The sequence below is a fragment of the Psychrobacter urativorans genome (genome assembly GCF_904846695.1).
GTDB classification, from domain to species: domain Bacteria; phylum Pseudomonadota; class Gammaproteobacteria; order Pseudomonadales; family Moraxellaceae; genus Psychrobacter; species Psychrobacter urativorans.
The window spans coordinates 1-24,777 of sequence record NZ_CAJHBR010000012.1 but is presented as its reverse complement, the minus strand read 5'-3'; the positions used below and the strand labels follow the sequence as shown (position 1 = coordinate 24,777).

The 24,777-nt window shown below is 41.9% G+C and carries 21 protein-coding genes and 1 pseudogene; 5 read left to right on the top strand and 17 right to left on the bottom strand.

Annotated elements, in window-relative coordinates; genetic code table 11:
- Positions 1-101: 101 nt before the first annotated feature.
- A complete protein-coding gene (locus JMY09_RS09050; protein ID WP_201623268.1) occupies positions 102-629 on the top strand; it encodes a PX domain-containing protein in 528 nt (175 codons plus the stop codon).
- Positions 630-744: 115 nt separating this feature from the next.
- Here the strand turns inward: JMY09_RS09050 and JMY09_RS09045 are convergent, their stop codons facing one another.
- On the bottom strand, positions 745-1,302 hold the full coding sequence (locus JMY09_RS09045) for a hypothetical protein (protein WP_201623267.1): 558 nt from the start codon (positions 1,300-1,302) through the stop codon (positions 745-747).
- Between the two features lie 80 nt (positions 1,303-1,382).
- On the bottom strand, positions 1,383-3,290 hold the full coding sequence (locus JMY09_RS09040) for a DUF637 domain-containing protein (protein WP_201623266.1): 1,908 nt from the start codon (positions 3,288-3,290) through the stop codon (positions 1,383-1,385).
- Positions 3,291-3,370: 80 nt separating this feature from the next.
- Here JMY09_RS09040 and JMY09_RS09035 point away from each other — a divergent pair, with 80 nt between their 5' ends.
- Entirely contained in the window at positions 3,371-3,580 is a 210-nt protein-coding gene (locus JMY09_RS09035) for a hypothetical protein (protein WP_201623265.1), read from the top strand.
- Positions 3,581-3,712: 132 nt separating this feature from the next.
- On the opposite strand, the gene JMY09_RS09030 is transcribed toward JMY09_RS09035, so the two are convergent.
- The 6 genes from JMY09_RS09030 to JMY09_RS09005 form a co-directional block, all read right to left on the bottom strand.
- Positions 3,713-4,345 carry a hypothetical protein gene (locus JMY09_RS09030; RefSeq protein ID WP_201623264.1) on the bottom strand — a complete coding sequence of 211 codons (633 nt, stop codon included), beginning with the start codon at positions 4,343-4,345 and terminating at the stop codon, positions 3,713-3,715.
- A gap of 255 nt (positions 4,346-4,600) precedes the next feature.
- Entirely contained in the window at positions 4,601-5,791 is a 1,191-nt protein-coding gene (tuf, locus tag JMY09_RS09025) for an elongation factor Tu (RefSeq protein WP_201621893.1), read from the bottom strand.
- Between the two features lie 237 nt (positions 5,792-6,028).
- Positions 6,029-8,155 carry an elongation factor G gene (gene fusA, locus JMY09_RS09020; protein WP_201623263.1) on the bottom strand — a complete coding sequence of 709 codons (2,127 nt, stop codon included), beginning with the start codon at positions 8,153-8,155 and terminating at the stop codon, positions 6,029-6,031.
- 428 nt (positions 8,156-8,583) lie between these two features.
- Positions 8,584-9,057, bottom strand: a complete 474-nt coding sequence (gene rpsG, locus JMY09_RS09015; protein WP_201623262.1) for a 30S ribosomal protein S7 — start codon at positions 9,055-9,057, stop codon at positions 8,584-8,586.
- A 206-nt stretch (positions 9,058-9,263) separates the two neighbouring features.
- Complete coding sequence (rpsL, locus tag JMY09_RS09010; protein ID WP_201570224.1) at positions 9,264-9,638, bottom strand: 30S ribosomal protein S12; 375 nt, start codon at positions 9,636-9,638, stop codon at positions 9,264-9,266.
- Positions 9,639-9,981: 343 nt separating this feature from the next.
- Positions 9,982-11,328, bottom strand: coding sequence for an EcsC family protein (locus tag JMY09_RS09005; protein ID WP_201623261.1), 1,347 nt, complete (start codon positions 11,326-11,328; stop codon positions 9,982-9,984).
- 602 nt (positions 11,329-11,930) lie between these two features.
- Here JMY09_RS09005 and JMY09_RS09000 point away from each other — a divergent pair.
- Both JMY09_RS09000 and JMY09_RS08995 read left to right on the top strand, forming a co-directional pair.
- Positions 11,931-13,169 carry a beta-ketoacyl-ACP synthase II gene (locus JMY09_RS09000; protein ID WP_201623260.1) on the top strand — a complete coding sequence of 413 codons (1,239 nt, stop codon included), beginning with the start codon at positions 11,931-11,933 and terminating at the stop codon, positions 13,167-13,169.
- A 3-nt stretch (positions 13,170-13,172) separates the two neighbouring features.
- Positions 13,173-15,005, top strand: a complete 1,833-nt coding sequence (locus tag JMY09_RS08995; protein ID WP_201623259.1) for an anthranilate synthase component I family protein — start codon at positions 13,173-13,175, stop codon at positions 15,003-15,005.
- Positions 15,006-15,096: 91 nt separating this feature from the next.
- On the opposite strand, the gene JMY09_RS08990 is transcribed toward JMY09_RS08995, so the two are convergent.
- The 9 genes from JMY09_RS08990 to JMY09_RS08950 form a co-directional block, all read right to left on the bottom strand.
- Positions 15,097-15,576: a DUF523 domain-containing protein gene (locus tag JMY09_RS08990; RefSeq protein WP_201623258.1), complete on the bottom strand. Its 480-nt coding sequence runs from the start codon at positions 15,574-15,576 to the stop codon at positions 15,097-15,099.
- A gap of 6 nt (positions 15,577-15,582) precedes the next feature.
- Complete coding sequence (gene hisC, locus JMY09_RS08985; RefSeq protein ID WP_201623257.1) at positions 15,583-16,710, bottom strand: histidinol-phosphate transaminase; 1,128 nt, start codon at positions 16,708-16,710, stop codon at positions 15,583-15,585.
- Positions 16,711-16,879: 169 nt separating this feature from the next.
- The gene (gene hisD, locus JMY09_RS08980) at positions 16,880-18,175 is read right to left on the bottom strand and encodes a histidinol dehydrogenase (RefSeq protein ID WP_201623256.1); all 1,296 of its coding nucleotides are present in this window, start codon (positions 18,173-18,175) and stop codon (positions 16,880-16,882) included.
- A 244-nt stretch (positions 18,176-18,419) separates the two neighbouring features.
- A complete protein-coding gene (gene hisG, locus JMY09_RS08975) occupies positions 18,420-19,145 on the bottom strand; it encodes an ATP phosphoribosyltransferase (RefSeq protein WP_227677253.1) in 726 nt (241 codons plus the stop codon).
- Between the two features lie 246 nt (positions 19,146-19,391).
- The gene (murA, locus tag JMY09_RS08970) at positions 19,392-20,660 is read right to left on the bottom strand and encodes a UDP-N-acetylglucosamine 1-carboxyvinyltransferase (RefSeq protein WP_201623255.1); all 1,269 of its coding nucleotides are present in this window, start codon (positions 20,658-20,660) and stop codon (positions 19,392-19,394) included.
- Positions 20,661-20,728: 68 nt separating this feature from the next.
- Positions 20,729-20,974 (bottom strand): BolA family protein, encoded by a 246-nt coding sequence (locus tag JMY09_RS08965; protein ID WP_201623314.1) that lies wholly within the window; start codon positions 20,972-20,974, stop codon positions 20,729-20,731.
- Between the two features lie 213 nt (positions 20,975-21,187).
- Complete coding sequence (locus tag JMY09_RS08960) at positions 21,188-22,183, bottom strand: alpha/beta hydrolase (RefSeq protein WP_201623254.1); 996 nt, start codon at positions 22,181-22,183, stop codon at positions 21,188-21,190.
- Between the two features lie 274 nt (positions 22,184-22,457).
- Entirely contained in the window at positions 22,458-23,249 is a 792-nt protein-coding gene (locus tag JMY09_RS08955) for a BON domain-containing protein (protein ID WP_201623253.1), read from the bottom strand.
- A gap of 286 nt (positions 23,250-23,535) precedes the next feature.
- Complete coding sequence (locus JMY09_RS08950) at positions 23,536-24,108, bottom strand: YraN family protein (RefSeq protein WP_201623252.1); 573 nt, start codon at positions 24,106-24,108, stop codon at positions 23,536-23,538.
- Positions 24,109-24,291: 183 nt separating this feature from the next.
- Here JMY09_RS08950 and JMY09_RS14540 point away from each other — a divergent pair.
- A pseudogene (locus JMY09_RS14540) lies at positions 24,292-24,478 on the top strand (SAM-dependent methyltransferase); the annotation flags it as partial.
- Positions 24,479-24,777 lie beyond the last annotated feature (299 nt).

Genomic DNA, 24,777 nt, shown 5'->3' with positions numbered 1-24,777 from the left:
ACCAATCAAATAGTATAAAGTCACATAGCTAATAAATCATTGCTAAAATCACTATAAAATAAGATTATAACCACACGAATGGATTCTATTGAGGATAAAAGATGAAAATAGTTGTATTAATAGCTGCGCTGCTTATATTGACAGGCTGTATGAGCCTGAAGAATACTAAAGACTTACCCGCTGAGCTACTTTATCAGCCACCAGTATTGGGTCAGACGGCAACGATAATGGGTAGCTCAGAGCCTGGCTACATGAGCCTAGTCGGTGATCGTATTGCTTATATTATGGAGATTAATGGGAAGCGTGTACCGAAAGAACGTAAAGAAGACTATAGCGCAACATGGGATACGATATATCCGATTGCTACAGGTGAGCATACGATGACGATTAGCTATCGAATAGGTGGACATTATGCTGTCCCTTCTAAGATAATCTTTGATGCTGAAGCAAATAGAAATTACCAATTAAACTTCGTCACGGATATTGGTACGGAGTGGTTTAGTAAAAATAGCTATGTTGACTTTTGGGTGATGGATAAGGCAACGCAGCAGCCTGTATCGGATGTGATAAGATCACAACTACCTGCTGCGCCAAGGGTTATTTCTTATCCTATTATTATCAATAATTAATTAAAAATATCAGCATCAGTGTTTAAGTCTATTTGATAAAAATTTTCATTACTTAAAACGTAGTTAGATATAAGGCTTTTAACAAAAAGATTTGGATGATTTAAATCTAAAGACTTTATTTAAAAATGTTAGAACTAGACATTTCAATTATGTCTTCTTTATCGATCCAAATACCTTTTCGACACCTCAATTTTCCTATTTTTAATTTGATGAATTCGTCAAATTTTAGTCCTGTATTAATAGCATAGTCACTATCATAACTATCAGTATAGAACCAGACGAATAATTCAGGGTCTTTAGTCAAAATAAAATAATGGTCAACCTCATTTTCCCAATATAAATTAAATGGTTTTAGATTTAATTGGTCATTAGTAATTCTTCCATCGTCAAACATGTCTTTTCGAAACTCTGGATACATTTTTAAATATGCTAGATTTTCTTCAATATTACTACCACCATGATAATGATTAAAGTGATCTTGAGTGAATAAACCTCCAGAACATTTTCCGAAGGTCAAAAGCCATTGTCTAAATGCTCCATTAATATCCATATCTAATGCTTCAGCATAAATATCTATTTGATATTCTGTAAACCCTTCAATGTATTCAGGATATAATTCCCAGCATATATTTGGGCTTATAGCATCTATGAATTGTTGTATATATGGACTCATTTATTAAAGCTCCTCAATTTTATGGATTACGTACAAGCGTAGATCCTTGATATATTGTAATATTTAAATTCTTGTTGTTACTAGATAGATCTCGTACAGCTGTACCTCAACCACCACACATACCCTGGTGCACGAGAATTTGTATTTTCAACTCCTAATTTTACGGTAACCCTCTGATTAGCATATGCGGTATTGATGTACTCAAAAATATTTTTTCCAGCATGGTTGGCAGTACCAGCTAGGTTCTGCGGAATATCCTTTATTATCTTATAATTTATACCATTCAATGTGATTGGGCTTTTAGGTGCATTAACGCCATGCCAAGCATTACCACTAACTGACATGACTCTTTCTACTTGTCCTGATGCTGTTTTTATTTCTGCAACAGAAATTGACACTGCTTTTGTGGCTGGGTTATATGAGGCTTTGAACCAACTAGATGGCATTCCGCTTCTAAATTTTGCAGGATCAAGTATACTAGGTACTTTAGATAAGGGGGCTGAAACTACCTTGCCACTTTGTGCATATAAAGAAATTAATGGGGCTGTAAACCTTGATGGAACTGTTACAACACCTGAACCAATCATCCAACCAAAATCATCTAAACCAGCGACAAAAAAAGCACCTGAATCTTTCATGATTTTAGCTGCTGACAATTTAGCGATATGCGCAACTTCAATCAAATCAACAGAAGAACCTGCAAAATTTATACTATCAGTAACCAACTTAGACGTAACAAAGGCTAGACAATTTCTATCAGTCTTACAAATTGCAATTGCAGGCTGATATTCTGAATAAGCAAAATCTTCCCAACCTTGTATAGCTTCGCTTGATTTTAAACCAGCTCTATCGTAAGAAGTCTGTTTCCATTTATTTAATGCAGAGCTACATTGTGCAGCATTCGTTGATTTCAAGCATTGATTCTCAAAGTCACGAGCCACTTTTACAAAATCACCTGGATGCAAAGCATTGTTTTCAACTGCTAAACTAGCACTACTAGCTGCTGTATTGAGATCAACATTAGTTAATAACGCCACAGAACCTGCGAGTAGCTTGGCAGCGTTGAGGATATCTGATTCTTGTTTGGGTGTTAATGGACTTCCATCAACTAAATAATCGCCAAGCATTTCACCAACCATAGCGCCAAGTGCTCCAGCATCGCAGCTTTGTTGTTTGGCACTAGCAGCTACACAACCAACACTAGCAGCTACTAATTTATGAGCAAGATTGCGAACAAATTCATCAGTGTCAATAGGTTTTACTAGATTGGTAAATGCACTGGCTGCAAACACATCAACTAAAGAACTAAGTAAACTATTTTTCAGTGCCTCTTCGAAACTTACACCATTGATAGTAGCATCAGCAACGGCTTGAGTAAGACTAGTGCTGACCCCATTTGCTAGCTTTTGACCAAAGCTATCAGTAACACTACTTCCTAAACCTAATCTAGCTCCTACACCAGCTGTCAATGCTGCTGTTGCCATACTACGTATAGTAGCGCTACTAGCCAAATCTTTTAACGTCTTACTAATACCACCCTTATTATTAATGAGTGTAATAACCGCTTGCGTCTGTAGCGCAATACCAGCAGCATTAGTCGCTACCATAGATGCGGTGAGACCTGAACCTGCTGGACCTGCTGCAATAGTAATAGCAATAGCTATCAAAGCTGCAGCCCCTGGCGTCAGTCCTTCTTGCGTATAGTCCCAATTCTTCTGAATCAGATCCACTTGTACCCAGTTGATCTCATTATTCTTGTCTAGAGTCGCGAGATACTCGTAGCCGGGCTGCTTAGATAGCTCAAGTGCTATCTTACCTAGCTCTGCTGGACTCTTTTCGATAGCCGCTTTAGCTTTTGCGTTGGCATCAACAGTAACCTCAACAGGGACAGCTACTACCACGCCATTAGGTGAGGTAATCGTTGGTACTTGATTGAATTTAGGTAGCGCGGCAGTAGTAACGACACTGCCTTGATCGACCGTCTTCATCCACAACGTGCTTTCTCTATCTTGAGTGTACGTGGTGGTGATTTGATTGGTGATAGGTAATCTAAGGAGGGCTATGCTAGATGACTAGACGCAACGCCATATTTGAACAGGCGGTCAGCTATCAAATGGCGGGACACTATACTAAACCGACTAAGATTAGCTTTAACGCTGAAGCCAATAAAAACTATCAATTAGACTTCGTTACTGATATCGGTACGTCATGGTTCAGTGGAGACAGCTACGCTAATATTTGGATTAAGGATAAAGCAACAGGAAAAGCTGTGATGTAGGTGGTACGAACCGCGCCACCGCCTGCGCTAAGGGTCATTTCTTTTTTGATTATCATTAATAATTAGCAGTTCTTAGAATCGAATTTGCCACGTATTAGAAGTTGTTTTAGTATTAACCAATGCATATGATGACTATTCCTGATGCCATTTTTTCATATAGTTGACTGCCATAGCATTTATCGACTGCCAATCCGCAAGGTTTTTTCCAGAAAACTCAAGCAAGATATTATTGTTATAAATAGGATGTAAGTATTCCATCTGACAAACACTATTCTGATCTTTGTTAGTTGCCATTAAACATCGTATAGTAGTCGGCGAATTAGGATAGATATTACCTATGTAGGTTATTATTGAGTCATCATTGTTGTCAATATAAGCTTTTAACCTAAATTTATCTTGTGCCGTATTTTTACGATTTGTTTTTTTTACGATATTTACTCTTGTAGACATATCGTTGCCTTCAATACCAGAGTTTTGAGCTGTCCAATGAAACTTCACAATATTTGCATCATATTGTAAAACGTTTGGATCTTTGTCTTCATTTGTCATACCGAGACCACTTGGCCAAAAAAAATAACTAAGACCCATATTCGTGTCAAAGCTTGCATAACTTCCAGTATCTGGTCTAGTGATATGATTTAGCGGAATTACGTATTTGTCATCATTTATATTCACTATAATTTGAGCACCAGGGTCATATATGTTTGGCTTAGCGCAGCTAGTTAATATCAATAAACTACCTAATAGTAAAAATTCATTCTTCATTTTATTTTCCTTCGGAAGCAAAAATTGTCTTATCCATTTGCACATCTGCAATATGAAAAGCTGTAGTCTAGCTATTTATTAAATACTGCAAGCTTCACCTAATCAATCAAATTATTCATTGTTAATACCTGAAACATCACTAACCTTTTACTTCCTATCACCCAAAAAAAAGCCACCCTCAATAAAGAGAGTGGCTTTTTAGCTAACGACCAACAGATCGCTCTGCTAGCGTTAGTTATAGCTTAGGATTGTGGCTTATGCGTGAACAGTAGCAACAACACCAGCGCCTACAGTACGGCCGCCTTCACGAATAGCGAAGCGAAGACCTTTGTCCATAGCGATTGGGTGGATAAGCTCTACGCCCATCTCAACGTTATCACCAGGCATAACCATTTCAGTACCGTCTTGTAATTGGATTGCGCCAGTTACGTCAGTAGTACGGAAGTAGAACTGTGGACGATAGCCGTTTAGGAATGGTGTATGACGACCACCCTCTTCTTTTGACAATACATAGACTTCAGCGTCAAACTTAGTGTGAGGAGTGATAGAACCTGGCTTAGCTAGTACTTGGCCACGTTGCACGTCTTCACGCTTAGTACCACGTAGTAGGACACCACAGTTTTCGCCAGCACGACCTTCGTCAAGCAGTTTACGGAACATCTCAACACCAGTACAAGTAGTTTTTTGAGTGTCACGGATACCAACGATTTCGATCTCGTCGCCAACTTTAACGATACCAGACTCAACACGACCAGTTACAACAGTACCACGGCCAGAGATTGAGAAAACGTCTTCGATAGGCATTAGGAAAGGCTTATCGATTTCACGCTCAGGCTCAGGGATATAAGTGTCTAGGATACCTAGCAATTCTACGATAGCAGGCTGACCGTATTTTTCTTGTGAGCCTTTTAGCGCTTCAGTAGCTGAACCATGAACGATTGGCGTGTCATCACCTGGGAAATCATAGTCGCTAAGTAATTCACGAACTTCCATTTCTACTAGTTCTAACAATTCTTCGTCATCAACAACATCACATTTGTTCATGAATACTACGATGTATGGAACACCAACCTGACGTGAAAGCAAGATATGCTCACGAGTCTGTGGCATAGGACCATCAGTAGCTGATACTACAAGAATAGCACCATCCATCTGTGCCGCACCAGTGATCATGTTTTTAACATAATCGGCGTGACCTGGGCAATCAACGTGAGCGTAATGACGAGCTTCAGTGTCATACTCTACGTGACTTGTGTTAATCGTAATACCACGTGCTTTTTCTTCTGGAGCTGAGTCAATAGACGCGTAGTCTTTGGCTTCGCCACCTGAAGTGATAGCCGCAACAGTTGCAATAGCAGCCGTTAATGTAGTTTTGCCGTGATCAACGTGTCCAATAGTACCGACGTTGACGTGTGGCTTTTTGCGTTCAAACTTGGCCTTTGCCATGAGTATTTCCTCTTTTATTGGGGTTCAGTGCTTAACGGATGTTTGTACATGAGTTAAGACGATACTGACCACATTAAGATAAATGTTAAAAATTTGCACATACGATGTGCAGATATTATAAGAAAATTACAGCCAATAACAAGTCTTTTAACGGATTATTGCGGTAATTAAGGCGGGCAATCTAGAGATTAACTCTATACTGCCCTATTTAACTGGTGTTTCTTAACTACTTATTACTTACTCGTCATCATCTTTAGAGTTGAACTTAGCGATGATTTCAGCAGAAACTGACTTAGGAATTTCAGCGTACTTTTGGAATTCCATAGAATAAGTAGCACGGCCTTGTGACATTGAGCGCATTTGCGTCGCATAACCAAACATTTCTGCTAATGGTACTTCTGCGCGGATCTGCTTAGTGCCACCAGGTAGATCTTCCATGCCTTGAACCATACCACGACGACGGTTTAAATCGCCCATGATATCGCCCATGTAATCTTCAGGAGTTTCTACTTCAACTTTCATTACTGGCTCAAGAAGCGTAGGGTTCGCCGCTAAGAAACCTTTTCTGAAAGCGATAGAACCAGCCATCTTAAATGATAGCTCATCCGAATCGACGTCATGGTAAGAACCGTCATACAAAGTAGCTTTTACGCCAACGATTGGGTAGCCAGCAAGTACGCCGTTTTTCATGCGCTCTTGAATACCTTTGTCGACCGCACCATGGAATTCTTTTGGTACAGTACCACCAACCACTTCTTCAGCGAATTCATAAAGAACATCGCCCGCTGGATCCATAGGCTCAAGACGTAACCAGACATGACCAAATTTACCACGACCACCAGTCTGACGAACGAATTTGCCTTCTTGTTCAACAGTGTCACGAATCGTTTCACGATAAGCAACCTGTGGCGCACCAATGTTAGCTTCAACATTGAATTCGCGTTTCATACGATCTACTAAGATCTCAAGATGTAGCTCACCCATACCACTGATGATAGTCTGACCAGACTCTTCGTCAGTATGAACACGGAACGATGGATCTTCTTTCGCCAAACGACCTAGAGCAATTGACATTCTTTCTTGGTCAGCTTTAGTCTTAGGTTCAACCGCTAGGCTGATAACTGGATCTGGAAATTCCATACGCTCTAGGGTGATAACATTGCTTTCATCACATAGAGTATCACCAGTAGTCACATCTTTCATGCCTACTAAGGCTGCGATATCACCAGTACGAATTTCTGCAAGCTCTTCTTGAGCATTTGCCATCATCTGTACGATACGGCCAACGCGCTCACGCTTCATTTTAACTGGGTTATAAACGCTGCCACCTTGCTTGATAACGCCTGAATAAACACGAACGAAGGTTAAGTTACCAACGAACTTGTCGTTCATGATTTTGAACGCTAAAGCTGAGAAAGGTGCGTCATCTGATGCTTCACGGAAACCTTCAGACTCATCTTTGTCATCAAGAATACCTTTGATAGCAGGTACGTCCATTGGTGCTGGTAGATACTGAATAACTGCATCCAACATCTTTTGAACACCTTTGTTTTTAAAGGCAGTACCACAAAGCAATGGAATGATTTCGTTATCAATAGTCAATTGACGAATAGCAGCGTTGATTTGCTCTACAGACAATTCACCATTTTCGAGGTATTCATTCATCAACTCTTCATTAGCTTCAGCAGCATTTTCTACTAAGTATTCACGATACTCTTCTGCTTTTTCTTGAAGTTCTGCTGGAATTTCACGCTCTTCGTATTCCATACCTTGCGACGCTTCGTCCCAATAGATGGCTTTCATGGTAACTAAGTCAACAACACCTTCGAAATCGTCTTCTTTACCAATTGGAATAACCAAAGGTACTGCTTTGCCGCCTAGACGGGTTTTAATCTGTTCTACAACACGGTAGAAATCCGCACCAACGCGATCCATTTTGTTAATGAATGCTAAGCGTGGAACTTTGTATTTGTTTGCTTGACGCCATACTGTTTCAGACTGTGGCTGTACACCACCCACAGCACAATAAACCATACACGCGCCATCAAGAACACGCATAGAACGTTCAACTTCAATCGTGAAGTCAACGTGGCCTGGGGTGTCAATGATGTTGATGCGATGCTCAGGGAACTGTTTAGCCATACCTGACCAAAAGCAAGTAGTCGCAGCAGAAGTAATAGTAATACCGCGCTCTTGTTCTTGCTCCATCCAGTCCATAGTGGCTGCGCCATCATGCACTTCACCAAGTTTGTGGCTGACACCGGTATAGAACAAAACACGCTCAGTAGTAGTGGTTTTACCAGCATCGATGTGCGCTGAGATACCAATATTGCGATAGCGCTTTAGGGGAGTTATACGAGCCATAGTGTTTTCCTAGTGGAAGTCGTTTGCATAAACATTATAAATGTATGATGTATCTCTACTTTATATCCTACAAAAGCGGCATCTGCAACAGCAGTTGGCTTTAGCGTTCTACTATTAATGAGCCTAATACGGACAATAAAAAGCAAAGGTTAAGAATATAAAGTTATAGAATTTATAACCGGACAGTGAAACAAGGGTCGTAATACTGTCGGGATAGATAGCTGCCAGCGCTAATAAATATCTAACTGGCTATAGTAACAGCCTAGCTAGCATCAAAAATATTGGCAGTAATCGGTAGAGTAAATAAACAATAACGTGGCTAATTGATTATTCAGTTAGCCACGCTTAGCAATTAGATGATCATTAACTATTACTGTTAAACACAGATAATTATTGACTGCAAAAAATGCTTATATCTCTAAGCTAGCTTAGAAACGATAATGTGAGAATGCTTTGTTAGCATCTGCCATGCGGTGAACTTCGTCACGCTTTTTCATAGCATTGCCTTTGCCTTCTGATGCATCACTCAATTCGCCTGCTAAACGCAATGCCATAGATTTTTCAGAACGCTTTGCAGCAGCTTCAGCTAACCAACGCATAGCCAAGGCAGTACGACGGGATGGGCGTACTTCCATTGGTACTTGATAGGTTGCACCACCGACACGGCGAGCTTTTACTTCAACCATAGGGCGAACGTTTTCTAGCACTTCTTCAAAGAACGCTACTGGATCTTCGATGTTACGCTTTTGTGCTACTGTTTCTAGGGCACCGTAAACGATACGCTCAGCAGTAGATTTTTTACCATGGCTCATCACATGGTTGATGAATTTTGCGATGGTTTGGCTACCAAACTTAGGATCCGGTAGGATCTCACGGGTAGCTACGACGCGACGTCTTGGCATAATAAATTTCCTTGTCTTCAGGAGTGTCTGACATTCACAATCTCACACCAGCTATTAACTTATGGAGCGTAGTAGTGAGTTGTCAGTCAGCCTTACTGCATGGTGGTATGTGGTATAAGCTCAGCATATGAGTCTTGAAACAACACCAATCCCATGCACAGTTAATGGGTAGTACGAATGAAACTAAGCGCATACTAGTATCAGTATTATGCTTTAGGCTTCTTCGCACCATATTTAGAACGACCTTGTCTACGGTCTTTAACACCAGCACAATCTAATGCACCGCGAACAGTGTGATAACGTACACCTGGTAGATCTTTTACACGACCACCACGAATAAGAACAACACTGTGCTCTTGTAAGTTATGACCTTCGCCGCCGATGTAGCTTGCAACTTCATAGCCTGAAGTCAAACGTACACGACATACTTTACGCATGGCTGAGTTAGGTTTTTTAGGCGTGGTAGTATATACACGAGTACATACACCGCGACGCTGTGGGCACGCTTGCAACGCAGGAACTTTTGACTTTTCCTTGATGGTTTTGCGACCCTTACGAATTAATTGGTTAGTTGTTGCCATAAGGCATCCGTCTCCCGTTGGGTGTAAAACAAAAAAATGGGTCAATCCACCTTTTCCTACACATAATACGTGAAGTTGAGGGGTACCCATTTTTAGGACAATGTATTATAAAGATTTGTGACTACTATTTCAACTATTTATCATTATTTGTACTTTACAACATCCGAAAGATGTGTATAAAGTTCATTTGAGCTGGTAAATCGATACAGTGACTGCTTTGAGCTCCTAGTAAATGGCGGTAATGTTTTGTTTTTCAAGGGTTAATCCCCATCATTACCACCACTTATAGTTATAGTCTCAACTACTAAATAACACTATTAGTTAGCGTTACTTCGAGTTGCTGCTACTTTTTTGCTTCTGCAGGCTGTGGTTTGCTGTTACTTTTAGCAGTATCTACATCCGCTTTGTCGTCCTTTTTAGATTTATCAGCACTGTCAGCATTAGTTTCACTTTTTTTAACACTAGCCTTATCAGTACTTTCTTTATCAGTGCTGTCTTTTTTGCTGTTATCCACTTTCGCACTTTGTTTATCAGTACTTTCTTTATCAGTGCTTTCTTTATCAGTGCTTTCTTTACTAGCAGCTTCCTGCGATTTGTCAGCAGCTTTTTCTTTATCAACTGACTGACTAGCGGTTTGCTCTGTCGTCTTCTGATCTTTGACTTCTGGCTTTTTATCTTCTGGCTTTTTATCTTCTTGGCTAGGTTCAGTACTTGCGTCTTTTTTCACTTCAGCTTCGCTAGCGCTATCGTCAGTGATGGCACGATTAGCGAGCTTAGCCTCTGGTGCAAAAGTTGCTTGCGCTACTCCGATAACCTCTTCAATCAGACGACTGTTATAACGCATACCGACGATGACCGCACTAGCTGGTAACAAGCGACGGATCCATGATAAATTAATCTGATCCAAATCTATCCCAACTTGACTAGCGATGCTGTCTACTTGCTCGGCATAGAAGTTGACGTTCTTATTCTTTAAACCTAAGTTTTTCAGCTCGCTGTGCAGACCACTAGTTTGTGCATTTTGTAATAAGCCTTTACCGACTCCGATCCCAGCTAACAATGCTTGCTTCTCTTGCATTTTGCTTAAATCAGCATTCGCTAGTAATTCATAGGCCATTTTAACCCCTTGCTTACCAGTCAAGGGCTTGTCATAGACCGCCGCTAACTGATAAACCGTACGCAGTGATACTAATAGCAGCCATAAGGTATCCGCTAATAGTCCTGGCAAACCAGCTAAACCCGTCAAGCCGCCTAGAGTTGCCAGCGCTCGGTTTTGATTAGCGATATCAGTAGCTAGTGCATAACGTTGCTCATCATCAAAGCTTGAAATATCAGCGAAACGATGCTCGTTTGGTAAATCAATTTGACTCCAAGTAGAGGCTAATTTGGCTACTTGCGAAAATGCGCCATCAACAGTTGATTGGAATAAGCTGTTGGGGACGACTTTTTTGGCATACTTACCATAAGTCGCAAAGCGAGTTCCTAGTAACTGTTGTGTGGCTTTTAGGGTTTGCTCACGAAATAGATCTTGTTGATAATCTTCATCCCCTAAATTCACAGCTTTATATTGGCGTGGCTTACCAGTCTTGGCGTTAGCACTATCGATAAGAGAGCCTACACGCTCAAGATTATTACGAGTAAAATGACCTACTGTACTGATACCTTTAGAAAGTACGCTACGCTTTGCCATTGTTATGTCCTTAAGTTAGTAATATGTATAAAAGTTAGAAGTATTATAATCAGTGCATTATTCGAAGCTTAAAAATTCGCAGCTTCAAGTTCAGTGTTCAAAAATTCGCTGCTAAAAACTTTACATCCTTGCATGTTAACAATAAACGCTAACAAGCTTCGCTGATAATTAACAAGTTTTATCGATAATTTATAGTGGTATCTTAGCCAAGTTTTGAACAAGATGTCAGTGTCAACAATGTTATTACAGTCATAAAGTTTGTATCTAAAGGTATAACTTATTTACAGATAATAGCCCTGATTTCACTATTATTAATAAAGAATAGTTCGGATCAGTAGCTGGCCTAGTTTTTTGCTTATTTTTTTGCTTAGCTACCGTCTTAGTTTTGTACTTAGCCACGCTAATTTAGAGAGTGACATATTTTCTAAAATTAATTTACCGTTGAGCAAAGATTTTATAGGTTTGATCAGCTATCATAGCTGCAATTAAGGTATGCTTGTACACTGAATAAATATTTTGCAATAAAATTAAATGGACGTAACAGTCATTGCTTATTATAAACTAGATTTTAAATAAGCATTTAACATCATAAGGAATAGAGTATGCGTAGAGTGGTTATCACAGGAGCAGGGATTGTTTCTTGTATCGGACATGATTTAGCAACCGTTACCTCTGCCCTACAGCAAGGGCAATCGGGTATTGTATTCAATGAGTCTTATGCTGAGCATGGCTTTAAATCACAAGTAAGCGGTAGTGTTGATAAAGCAGAGCTGGATACTGCAGGCATTGATCGTAAGCTGAAACGCTTTTTTAGTGATGCTAGTCTTTATGCCTATGTTTGTGCTTTGGATGCAATCAAACAGTCTGGACTGTCATTAGAAACTATCAATAGCAACCCTCGTGTTGGGGTAGTCGCTGGTTCAGGGGGCGCTTCCACAGAAGGCGTAGTTATCGCTGTCGATGCTATGCGTGAAAAAGGCTTACGTGGTGTCGGAGCAATGGCCGTCCCTAAAACTATGAGCAGCTCGGTATCAGCAGCGCTTGCAACAGGTCTAAAAATTCATGGCCCCTCCTACTCGATCTCTTCTGCTTGTGCTACGTCCACTCATTGCATAGGCCATGCTGCTGAATTGATTCAGTTGGGCAAAGCCGATGTAGTCCTCGCTGGTGGTAGTGAAGCTGAGCATTGGACGCAGTCATGCATGTTTGATGCTATGGGCGCGATGAGCACTCAATACAATGATAGTCCTAAGCAGTCCTCACGCGCTTATGATAAAGACCGCGACGGCTTTATTATTGCCGCTGGTGGCGCTATGGTAGTAGTCGAGAGCTTAGAGCATGCCCAAGCTCGGGGCGCTAATATTTTAGCGGAAATTGTTGGCTATGGTGCGACCTCTGATGGCGCTGAAATGGTTGCTCCAAGCGGTGAAGGCGCCGTACGTTGCATGCAGCAAGCCTTAGATCAAGCAGGCCTAGATACAGTCGATTACATCAATAGCCACGGTACTAGTACGCCCTTAGGAGACATCACTGAACTTAAGGCTATCGCTAAAGTATTTGGCGCGGCAGGCAATGACTCTGTTCCCCCTATCAGCTCGACTAAGTCTATGACTGGTCACAGTTTAGGTGCGGTTGGCGCTCAAGAGCTGATATACTGTCTATTGATGCTAAAAGAAGGCTTTATAGCGCCTTGTATCAATATCGAAAATTTAGATCCAGCTACTGAAGGTTTCGACATTGTCACTGAAAAACGTGATGCCAAACTTGAAACGCTGATGAGTAATAGCTTTGGCTTTGGTGGTACTAACGCCACTCTAATTATCAAAAAATTTGATGCCTAATAAATGACTACACTTGCTAGTGCTAATGAATCTGCTACAAAAACGCCATCGATTGTAAATCGATGGCGTTTTGCTGGCTTGTCAGCAGCAGAAATTTTACCGCCATTACAGCAGCATCTGACCGCCATAGATGCCGATGCTCAGTGGCAACTGGTTTGGCTAAATAATGACGGCCATCCAATCATTGGTTTGCGACCTAAAGTCAGTTGGTCAGTGTATTTCGATACTGAGCAAAACCCTTCTACCCTACCGCAAGACGATAAAGACAAAACCCAGCGCTATAAAGTACTAACCACCTGCCGTGATGAGCAGACCCTTGCTACTGACTATATGAGTTATGCCGACTGGCAACAGGTGCTGATTGCTTACAGCAGCGCTCATAACAGCAATGAGAACGAGAACAGCAGTGACCATCATAACAGCAGTGATAACTACAATAAAAACTATCAGCCCAACCACCTTTTAAGCGATCCTATTAGTCAGCTTACTGCTAAACCTAGCTATCAGCATGGATTGATTGGCTTTATCGGTTATGATATCGCTGCCGCCGAGCTGAGCCCAGCGCTAGCTAGCCAACAGCCCTCACAGCCTTGTGCTGTGCTTGGACATTATGATATTTATTTGACTCCTATTAGCCAAAGTATCAATAACGCTACTGATGTCTACCTTGATAAAAGTACTAGTGGCTGGCAGCTAAATTTTCGGCCTGCAACTTCTATTATTGATAAACCAGCAACTGACTTAGTGTTAAACACTATTATCGATGCGTTACAGCATTTAGATAATCAGCTGACTACAATGGAATCTGCTAATCAAACAGCACCGCAAAATACTGCAAAACTTAGCCCATTACTCTTAACAGCGAAGTGGCATAAAAGTGACTATCAAACTGCCTTTGCGCAGACTCAGCGTTATCTGCAGCAAGGTGACTGTTATCAGATTAATCTGACCCAAGTTTGGCAAGGTAGCTTTGTGACCACTGCGACTGTTGTAACCCCCTCTCCTGCTTTAGCAAATGCTACTGTGTTGCAGAACTCTGATACTTCAGCAAACTCTACTAAACCAGCTAAAAAAAACAACTCACTTTTAGATTATTTACCAGCTTTACAACGCAATACGCAAGCGCCATTTGCCGGTTATCTAGCGCTTAGTAATAGCGCCAGTGCTGCCATAGATAATAATGATTTTGAGTTATTAAGCTGCTCACCGGAGCTGTTTTTTACCTTTATAAAAGACTCGCAAACCCAGCAAAATTATATTCTTACTAAGCCTATTAAAGGTACAGCACCTCGTGGCGCTACTACCGAACAAGATATGTTACTAAAGCAGCAGTTAATCGATAGTGATAAAGATCGCAGCGAAAACGTGATGATCGTCGATTTGTTACGTAATGACTTAGGCAAATACGCTAAGACTGGGAGCGTAAAAGTGCCGCAATTATTCGCTATAGAAAGTTTTAGTAATGTCCATCACATGGTCAGTACCATTAGTGCTGAGCTTAAACAGGATGCCCATCCCTTAGCAGTATTGTTTGGTAGCCTGCCAGCAGGATCTATTACAGGCACGCCAAAGAAGCGCGCGGTGGAGATTATTGCCGAATTAGAAGTGGACGCTCGAGGGGCTTATTGTGGCACTATGGGTTATATGAACTTCGATGGTAGTGGCCAGTGGAATGTACTGATACGTACTTTGCAAGCGAGTCAAATAGCAACTGGGGAAAAACAAGTCAGCTTGTGGGCGGGTGGTGGTATTACTGTCGCCTCAGACTACGCTGCTGAGTATCAAGAATGTCTCGATAAAGTGGGTAACTTGCTAGCTGTTTTAGCAGATAAATAAACTAGGTTAAAAAACCTACTACTGCTAAATAATTTCAGCGCGCCCTAGTATTCGGCTTATAAAACAAAAGTTATAAACGGCATCTTAGGCTCTAATTATCATCTAATAATAAGCCAATCTCACCTTCGTGATAAACCTCAATACCTAATGCCTGTAAATGCTGGACGGTGATGCCATCGCCTTGGCACAATTGACTAGTAAAGCTGCCATCATAAATCAAACCACGACCGCAAGATGGGCTTTTTGACTTTAGTAAAGCCCGGGTGACTTGCTGCTGTTGGGCTATGATACTAGCTTGCTCGGCACCCTTAATAAAAGCGGCACTCACTGACTGTCCAGCACAATCGACTACTTCTATACCACCACCGCGCTGTTGAATCTCAGCAGCTGGACGCGGCGTTGCTAGGCCCCCTAGTATTTCTGGACAAATAGCAATAACGGTAAACTTACTACGCAGCTGGGTTAATAGCTCATTATCAGCCAGCTGCGCATGACCACCATCGTAGCGTACGCGCTGACCTAGTAGGCAAGCACTAACTAGCAAAGCTTCTTTAGCGTTATTAGCAACCATGCCTGACTACTCGCTAATATCGACAGAATCAACAGCTTGCATAGCTCTCAATGCGGCAATCAAACGCTCATGCTGTGCTTGAGTGCCGACAGTAATACGCAAATACTCTTCGATACGTGGCTTATCAAAATGACGGACGATAATGCCTTGCTCACGTAGCTTGCTAGCTACTTCACTAGCATGACCTTGCTTAGGACGCGCAAAGACGAAATTCGCTTGTGATGGCAGCACTTGATAACCAAGCTCAGTTAGCTCAGCGGTCAACGACTCGCGCAAGTTAATAACAGTTTGGCAGGTTTGCTCAAAGTAGTCACTGTCTAACACACTGGCTCTTGCACCGGCTTGTGCTAACTTATCTAGCGGATAACTGTTAAAGCTGTTTTTCATTCGGGTTAAGGCTTCGATCAGCGATAAATTGCCAAAAGCCATACCGACTCGCAGACCGGCAAGCGAACGCGACTTCGAAAAAGTCTGAGTCACTAGCAAGTTATCAAACTCATTGATAAGGGTTATGGCTGAGACCGCAGTGTTATCATCAGTAGCGGCAAAATCAATATAAGCTTCATCGATAACTATTACCGCATTAGGATGTTCACTGACAAGCTTACGAATATCAGCAAGCGCTAATAATATTCCGGTTGGAGCATTAGGATTGGCAAAGATAATACCGCTGCAAGGCTGACGATAACTATCAGGGTCAACGCTAAAGTCTGCTGCTAAAGCAATCTTTACCAGCTCAACAGCAAAAGTCTGCGCATAAACAGGATAAAAGCTATAGCTAATGTCAGGGGTTAGTACCGGACGCTCCTTCATAAAGAAACTGGCAAACACTAACGCTAGCACTTCATCTGAACCATTACCGACGAATACTTGATTACTATCTAGCTGATACCACTCGGCCAATGCCTGACGCAAGTCATCAGACTCAGGCGCTGGGTATAGACGCAGCTCATCCGCTTGATCAGCCAACACTTGGCTAATCGCCGCAGCTACTGTTGGTGAAGGTGGGAATGGATTCTCATTAGTATTTAATTTGCACAGATTATCATGCTGTGGCTGCTCACCAGGCACGTAAGGTGACAAATTACGGGCTTTCGCTGACCAAAGTCTATCATCGATTCTCAATTCACTCATAAATCATCCTATTATTTGCGCTATTGATTAAAGTCCTATAAACCCTGAAAATACCAGGCCTTCATTGACATCTTCTACCACCCATCAGATTTTATAGAAGGGTGGTTAGGTCTGGGGCTTTGTCTCTGTTTTTAGCTATGCAGTTGGCCATTCATACTTTGAGCCACCTTTATTGAGAGCGATAGCGAGCGGAACGCGCATGCGCCTCTAAGTCTTCATTCTGCGCTAGAATATCCGCAATTTTGGCTAAAGGTTTGCTACCAGACTCAGTGCAATAGATGATTGAGGATTTTTTCTGAAAATCATAAACCCCAAGTGGTGAGGAAAATCTGGCAGTGCCCGAAGTTGGTAACACGTGATTAGGACCTGCACAGTAGTCTCCGATAGCCTCAGGAGTGTGTCGACCCATAAAGATAGCACCAGCATGACGAACATCAGCAAGCAGCTCATCAGGCTCATCTACCGATAGCTCTAAATGCTCAGGTGCGACACGATTAATTAACGCCATACCTTCACTGCGGTCTTTAACTAAAATTAATGCCCCACGATTCTGTAGTGAATCACGAGCGATATCAGCTTTAGGTAACTCAGCTAATGCTTTTTCGATCTCTAGAGCCACTTCAGCCAACTGTTCGGCACTAGTAGTGACAAAAATAGCTTGGGCAATACGATCATGCTCAGCTTGCGATAACAGATCCATCGCTAACCAATCCGCACGATCGCCACTTTCACCTTCGGCATAGACTAATACTTCAGAAGGGCCCGCTATCATATCGATACCTACTTGGCCAAAGACAGCTCGTTTAGCTGCTGCTACGTATTTATTACCTGGCCCAGTGACTTTATCTACGGCTGGAATAGTGTCTGTACCATAAGCTAAAGCGGCAACCGCTTGTGCGCCACCAATAGTGAACACTCTATCCACTTTGGACAAATACGCAGCAGCTAATACTAAGGGATTGAGTACCCCTGCTGGCGCTGGCACTACCATTATTATTTCTTTAACTCCAGCTACTTTAGCAGGAATAGCGTTCATCAATACTGAAGAGGGATAAGAGGCTAAACCTCCTGGTACATAAATACCTACTCGATCCAGGGGCGTGACTTTTTGACCTAAACGGTTACCTAGCTCGTCCTCATAATGCCAGCTCTCTTGCACTTGGCGCTCATGGAAACTCTGTACTCGCGATGCGGCAGTAGTCAATGCCTGTTTTACATCCTCATCAAGCTCTGCAAATGCGTGCGCCAAAGACTCTTGGCTCAACTCCAGCTCAGCCATCGAGGTTGCTGGATGCTCATCAAACTGCTGGGTCAATGCCAATACGGCTTTATCCCCATCCTGACGAACTCTATTAATGATATCGTCGACCGTTTTTAACAGCTCAGCATCATTGACGGTTTCGAAGGCTAATAGAGCAGACAATTGCTGCTCAAAATCATTATCTTGGGTACTCAGTTGACGCATAACGCAATCCTATGTTAAAACCAAAATTCATAAAGCTATCAAAGCCGTCAAATTAAAAAAAGCTAGAGAGCTGACCCTTACTGGGCTCTATATTCGCTAGGGACAGACGCAACAAAACCAGTCTATCATGCTATATTAATTTATAGCTATAAACTGGTTTGAAATTTTGTATAGCCGTGATTCATATCATCAATCATAACTTCTAGCTCATGCCACTAAACCAATAATGGCTTTGAGCCTGCACTTAAGCAACTGTAGCGATACTAGCTTTAAAGCTCTCAAGGATAGGCTCAAGCAAAGCAAATTTACGCTTGTAACTGACTTGGTTGACGATTAAACGCGAAGAAACATCACAGATATGATCGAGCGGCTCTAAGCCATTAGCAATTAACGTATTACCTGTATCGACCACATCGACGATTAAATCACCCAATCCTACTAGCGGCGCTAGTTCCATTGAGCCATAAAGCTTAATCACATCCACTTGCTGACCTTGACTGGCAAAATAAGCACGGGCCACATTGACATATTTAGTAGCGATACGTAGGCGACGCTGCGGCAATACTGCGCCTTTGATACCTGCGGTCATCAATTTGCATTGAGCAATTTTTAGGTCTAGCAGCTCATAGACGTGATTGGCGCCATGCTCAAGAAGTACATCCTTGCCTGCTACACCAAAATCAGCAGCAGCATGTTCTACATAAGTAGGCACGTCACTAGCCCGCAAGATTAATACTCGTACATTAGGATTAGTAGTCGGAAAGATAAGCTTACGTGAAGCAGAAGGATCCTCCAGTAACTCAATACCAGCGGCCTTTAATAAAGGCATAGTTTCTTCTAGAATACGGCCTTTAGATAGAGCCAAAGTCAAACCGTTGAATTCACTATCCACTTCATTTAGTAAAGCATCATCTTGCAAGCTTGCCGTTTGCTCAAAGTTGCTTTTATCAGTCTCAGTTTTATCAGTCATAAGGGCTGTTTGTCCATCTACGGTTATTACCTCTTGCCGACGCCATCTCATCAATTAGATGTTTAACTTCTATAGCACTGCAAAGAGGATATTTTTATAGCCAAGTACCAGTGTTTTGCCGATCACTAAGCATTTAAATAGCTAGGCGTTTAAACTATTAGGCATTTAACTAACAAAGCACTTAAATAGCCAAGCGCTTAACTAGAAGTAGCTTAGCTATTTAACGCGCCATTACGCTAATTATTATCAATCGTTAGAATTGATACGCTCGATAGTGACTCCTAAAGCGCGTAGTTTGTTTTCAACATCTTCGTAGCCACGATCGATATGATAAATACGGTCAATCAGACTCTCGCCTTCAGCAGCAGCGGCAGCCATTACTAGTGACATTGATGCCCGTAGATCAGTAGCCATTACTGGTGCTGCGGTAAAGTGTTCAACGCCTTTTACCACTGCCGTATGACCATCTACTTGAATAGAAGCCCCCAAACGATTCAGTTCAGGAACATGCATATAACGGTTTTCAAAGATATTCTCAATAAAAGTACTAGTGCCATCCGCTAAGCAAGAAATAGCCATCAGCTGCGCTTGCATATCAGTAGGAAAGCCTGGATGCGGTTGGGTACGGATATCGACGGCATGCGGACGTCCAGTCATCTGAGCGCGAATCCAGTCATCACCTGTAGTGATCGTCGCACCCATCGACTCAAATTTTTCTAATACTGGAATCAATAACAAAGAAGAAGTCTTTTTGGTAATTACATCGCCGCGAGTCATCAATGCGCCGGCCAAATATGAGCCAGTCTCGATACGATCAGGTACTACAGAATACTCACAACCATGTAGACGCTCAACGCCTTCAATAGTCATAGTTGCTGTGCCTATGCCGCTGATTTTAGCACCCATAGCTACGAGCATATTGGCCAAATCAACGACTTCTGGTTCAAGAGCACAATTGCCTAATACTGTAGTGCCTTTGGCCAATGCTGCTGCCATGATGACGTTTTCAGTACCACCAACCGTCACCATATCAAAAGAGAAGTTACAGCCAATAAGCTTGCCACCTTTAGGAGCTTGCGCTTTTACATAACCGTTCTCTACGCTAATCTCAGCACCCATAGCTTCAAAGGCCTTGAGATGCTGATCTACAGGGCGTGAACCAATGGCACAGCCACCAGGTAGTGACACTTCGGCTTCACCAAAACGAGCTAATAATGGCCCTAGCACTAAGATAGAGGCCCGCATAGTCTTGACTAAGTCATAAGGCGCATAAAAATTATCGATATTTTTAGTGTCGCAAGTAACCGTAGACTCTTGCTTTTCGATGTCGATGCCCATGCCACCAATCAATTTAATAAGAGTACGCACATCTTGTAACGACGGCACGTTATGCAAAGTCGTTGGGGTTTCAGCCAATATCATAGCGGCAAGTAAGGGTAATGCGGCGTTTTTGGCGCCTGAAATATTGACTTCGCCTGCGATACGACTGCTGCCGGTGATTAAAAACTGATCCATAGGGGTGACAACCTGATTAAAATGATAAGGAATGATATAAGTAAAATAGTAATGTAGCGGCGAGGTGTTTAGTTTTGCTGTTGAACTTCCCACTCGCTAGGGGTCAAGGCTTGAATGTTTAGTGCGTGAATATCACCACTGGCAATCTTATCGTTTACTAAGGCATAGACCGCTTGTTGGCGTTGTACTGAGCGTTTACCCTCGAAGCTAGCATCGACTACGCGTACATCGAACTTAGTACCTTGATTAGCCGCTTCAATAAAAGCGTCTGGATAATGCTGCTGTAAAAATGCGATTAAATCGTCAGCGTTCATGCTCATAAAATATCCTGTCTGCAGCGGTGAAAGTTTATTTTTAACTCAAGTTAAAAAAACCGCTTAAAAATAGGGTGAACACTATAGTGAAAATATTAAAAATACTATAGTGAGAATATTAAAAAATATATTTAGAATGGCGACATTATAACAAGAGTTTGACTATCTTACAGCACTGTCTGTCGCCATCTACTTATGCAATCTCAGCGCAGCTTAGTTGAGCTCTTTGTCTAAATAAGTTAATACTTGCGCGCGCACATCATTGACCCAACGAAAAGGAGCAGCCATCGCGCCGATGCTAGTAGCATGACTGGCTCCTTTGATCACACCGGTTTCAACAGTTACCCCGTAGTCCTTAAGCGCTTTGGTCATTTTAATAGTATTAGTATCATAGACAATCTTATCTTTTTCCGCCGTAAGCAGTAGATAAGGAGGCTGCGAGCCTTTTATATGTCGATCAGGCATCACCTGATCTGGGGTAGCATCAGCAGCGAACGCACTAGTGCCACCATATTGACGGAAATCATAGCTATAAGGGCCAGCAATACCGACTACTGCCTTAATATCAGTAGCCCTAAGCCCATAAGGGGCCAAAAAATCTTCGTCAGATATTGCTGCTATGGCATTAAAAGCGCCCGCCGAGTGTCCAACTACCGCCAGACGCTTAGGATCAGCGTGGAACTTAGTAGCATTATCATGACTCCAAGCGATAGCTTTGGCAGTATCTTGCACAAAATCAGGGTAAACATGCTCCGGCGCTTTACGATAATTGATTACAGCCGTGACATAACCTGCCTGCGCAAAGCTTTGACCAACAAAGGCATAATCCTCTTTGTTACCGTTCTCCCATGAGCCGCCATGGACGAACACTACCATAGGATAGCTATCATTAATGGCATGCTGTGCCTGCATCGCTTTCGCTAATGGTTTTGGATAATAAATATCTAAGTTTTGCAGCTTAGACTCACCATAAGCGATATCTTTACTGACACCCACACCACCACTAGATGAGATACCATTGACGATACCTAATGCCGATAGCGCTTGTGCCTGCTGAGTGGCGATAGCTAACCCCCCTAAAGCTATGGCAGCACTCACCCCTATACTAGCCAGCTTGAGGACGCGTACTTTAGCAATAGGTATATCAGCATTATCACTATTCAATGACTCATTATTTGATAGTGCTGATGCTTGATCTGAATCCTTCATTATTAAGTATCCCTGTTGTATTGAGTGCTTAGTCGCTATTAATTCGACCAGTTAGGACTCTATTGCTCATTGTTTCTATCTGATTATTATCTTAGTCGTTAGTTTAATATTTGCCGTATTTTTACTGTTACATCTATTAGGGCTTATTGTGAAGAATAGCTAAACCTAGACCAAGGATAGAAACATTGTTATACAACCTATTAACGATTGTGAGCAAAGAAAAATAAAAAATAGCACTACTTAATACAACAGCGAATGACAGCCTATCAATAAGCTATGGATCCTTATACAAATCAATATAAGGGCTAGATGAGCCTTGCACAGCGCTACTGCTTCTAATAGCTGGAAGCGGAGCAACCACAGGAGCATTGTTTGGCAGCGCTGCGGCCTCAGCAGTCGGGTTCAAATTGCGCTCATACATGATATCTTCATCGCTGATCGATGCGCCATTATCATTGACTAAAGTAGTCAATAACACTAACTCCGTGACACCAGCAGTATCATTAGCCACATCGATTAACAGACTTTGCTGAGTGGGTGTCATTCGTCCCATCACATAAACCACACCATTATTAGTTACGGTTTTGATTTGAGAAGATTTTATCTTATCACTAGCGAATGCCTTGGCAGTCAGCTTAGAGCTAATATAACCATCTTGCACCGTAGCGCTGTAGCCGCGAGCCACGCCAACGCTAAGCTCATTATAAACGCGGCGCACATCTGGCATAGAGCTAATCACTTGCTCTACTTGGGCCTTGATTGTCTCACTAGGCACTTCACCACTGAGCAATACTTCACTATAAAAGCTATTAAAACTTATACGGCTGTTCTGTTGTAGGTTTTGATCTAAAGCATAAACATTGATCTTGGCCGTATGCTCAATACTACGATCAAGTAACCGCTGGGGAATAGTACGTTCGGTCACTGGCACCCCATAAGTACCTTGCGCACTACTGGTCAGATAATTAGTAGTACAGCCAGTACTGATTATAGCCGTTATGGCCATGACACCGATCATAGTTCGGTGTGACGAGATAAGGTTTTTGGACCGATGTATCCTTGTCATTATCTGCCTCATAAAATAGGGTGGTTAAAGTTGATTGTTGAGTGCTATTAAAGGTCTAATGCGGTTTTCATCTAAAATATGCGGTTTAACGTAACGCTACTTTACTTAATTTTCACTGCTGGCCGTTAGGTTTTTGGTAACGATACCTTATTGGTTACTGTCTGTCGGTGACGACTTCAAATAGGTGGCGACTTCAAAACAGCTCTATTAAAGCAGTTATCTGCCACATTACGGTTCATTATAAAGTAGTAAGCATTATAAATTGGCAATAACTTATGATAGGACGTTACCAAGCTTGAGCCACGAACGCACTTATCAACCAATTCGGCTGACAATTAGGCTGTTTTTGAGTACTTAGCCCTTTATCTATATCATAAACCACGACATCAAACCGACACTCATAGTCAGCGTAATGAGGATACTGTTGTAAAAAGTACTGAGCGGTTTTTATAACTTTGGCCTGTTTGCGTGCAGTAACGCTTAAGGCAGCATCACCAAAGTTTGAGCGTTGACGCTGTCTAACTTCGACAAACACTAACGTCGGTCTTTTTGGTCCTAGCTGTAACATCACTAAGTCCAGCTCCCCTACTTTTGGCTGCTGCCAATTCTTTGCTACTAGGGTTAGACCCTGCCGCTGTAAAAACTCACAAGCCAGCTGCTCATAATAGTTACCTTGCAGCTGCTTAGGTGAAGTGGCTAATAAAGGACGTTGAGCTTGATCCCTTGGCTTACTGTCTTTGGCAGTAAGCCTTTTATTAGTAATATTTTTAGCATTATTAGTTTTAACCGTCTTGTCTGTATGGCTACTTTTAGAGCTAGCTTTAGCTTTGTAGGTGCTTGTCCTATTATCGTTAGTCATATAAGGGGCTCACAACCGTATAAATAAACAGAAGTATAATTAGAGCCGATTTGTTAACTCACTAATAGTATTTATAACCGTTTAACAAACGCTCAATGCAGAATTATCATAGCACAACATGGTAAACTAACCTTTTTTTCTACTTAATATTTAGCTATTCTAAATAAAGCTTAAGAGGTTTTTATGTCTGCTCCCACCAAAATGCCAGCTCGTCTATATATTGTCGCCACGCCGATTGGCAACCTTGGCGATATGACAGCACGCGCGGTGGATACCCTCAAACAAGTGGCTATTATTGCTTGTGAAGATACCCGTACTTCTGGCCGACTGTTAGCGCATTTTGGTATAGACACTAAGTCTAATAAAGACTCTAATACAGACAACAGTGCCGACCAAACGCTCAGTCAGAACAATAGCAGTATCCCTGATAACCACTCATCAGACTCTTTAATGCCGCCAGATAATGGTGCAGCTAAAGAGGAAGCATCTAATAAAAAAGGTCATAATAAATTATGGGCCTACCACGAACATAATAGTGCGATTATAGTGGTCAACTAATTTAGGACACCTGATAAGAGGTTTTTGTTGAAGTAGCGTTTCTCTTTTTCTAGCGGTGTTAAATAGTCATTAAAACGGTGTGGTCTCACTGACTGATAATAGCCCCAAATA

Bases quoted from the DNA above. Each gene is read 5' to 3' on its own strand.
- JMY09_RS09005 (WP_201623261.1), bottom strand. From the start codon at position 11,328: ATGGCAAAGCGTAGCGTACTTTCTAAAGGTATCAGTACAGTAGGTCAT.
- fusA (WP_201623263.1), bottom strand. From the start codon at position 8,155: ATGGCTCGTATAACTCCCCTAAAGCGCTATCGCAATATTGGTATCTCA.
- hisC (WP_201623257.1), bottom strand. From the start codon at position 16,710: ATGAGTGAATTGAGAATCGATGATAGACTTTGGTCAGCGAAAGCCCGT.
- JMY09_RS09050 (WP_201623268.1), top strand. From the start codon at position 102: ATGAAAATAGTTGTATTAATAGCTGCGCTGCTTATATTGACAGGCTGT.
- JMY09_RS09000 (WP_201623260.1), top strand. From the start codon at position 11,931: ATGCGTAGAGTGGTTATCACAGGAGCAGGGATTGTTTCTTGTATCGGA.
- hisD (WP_201623256.1), bottom strand. From the start codon at position 18,175: ATGCGTCAACTGAGTACCCAAGATAATGATTTTGAGCAGCAATTGTCT.
- hisG (WP_227677253.1), bottom strand. From the start codon at position 19,145: ATGACTGATAAAACTGAGACTGATAAAAGCAACTTTGAGCAAACGGCA.
- JMY09_RS08990 (WP_201623258.1), bottom strand. From the start codon at position 15,576: ATGGTTGCTAATAACGCTAAAGAAGCTTTGCTAGTTAGTGCTTGCCTA.
- JMY09_RS08960 (WP_201623254.1), bottom strand. From the start codon at position 22,183: ATGAAGGATTCAGATCAAGCATCAGCACTATCAAATAATGAGTCATTG.
- JMY09_RS08950 (WP_201623252.1), bottom strand. From the start codon at position 24,108: ATGACTAACGATAATAGGACAAGCACCTACAAAGCTAAAGCTAGCTCT.
- tuf (WP_201621893.1), bottom strand. From the start codon at position 5,791: ATGGCAAAGGCCAAGTTTGAACGCAAAAAGCCACACGTCAACGTCGGT.
- JMY09_RS08955 (WP_201623253.1), bottom strand. From the start codon at position 23,249: ATGACAAGGATACATCGGTCCAAAAACCTTATCTCGTCACACCGAACT.
- JMY09_RS08995 (WP_201623259.1), top strand. From the start codon at position 13,173: ATGACTACACTTGCTAGTGCTAATGAATCTGCTACAAAAACGCCATCG.
- rpsL (WP_201570224.1), bottom strand. From the start codon at position 9,638: ATGGCAACAACTAACCAATTAATTCGTAAGGGTCGCAAAACCATCAAG.
- murA (WP_201623255.1), bottom strand. From the start codon at position 20,660: ATGGATCAGTTTTTAATCACCGGCAGCAGTCGTATCGCAGGCGAAGTC.
- JMY09_RS09035 (WP_201623265.1), top strand. From the start codon at position 3,371: ATGACTAGACGCAACGCCATATTTGAACAGGCGGTCAGCTATCAAATG.
- JMY09_RS09045 (WP_201623267.1), bottom strand. From the start codon at position 1,302: ATGAGTCCATATATACAACAATTCATAGATGCTATAAGCCCAAATATA.
- JMY09_RS08965 (WP_201623314.1), bottom strand. From the start codon at position 20,974: ATGAACGCTGACGATTTAATCGCATTTTTACAGCAGCATTATCCAGAC.
- JMY09_RS09040 (WP_201623266.1), bottom strand. From the start codon at position 3,290: ATGAAGACGGTCGATCAAGGCAGTGTCGTTACTACTGCCGCGCTACCT.
- JMY09_RS09030 (WP_201623264.1), bottom strand. From the start codon at position 4,345: ATGAAGAATGAATTTTTACTATTAGGTAGTTTATTGATATTAACTAGC.
- rpsG (WP_201623262.1), bottom strand. From the start codon at position 9,057: ATGCCAAGACGTCGCGTCGTAGCTACCCGTGAGATCCTACCGGATCCT.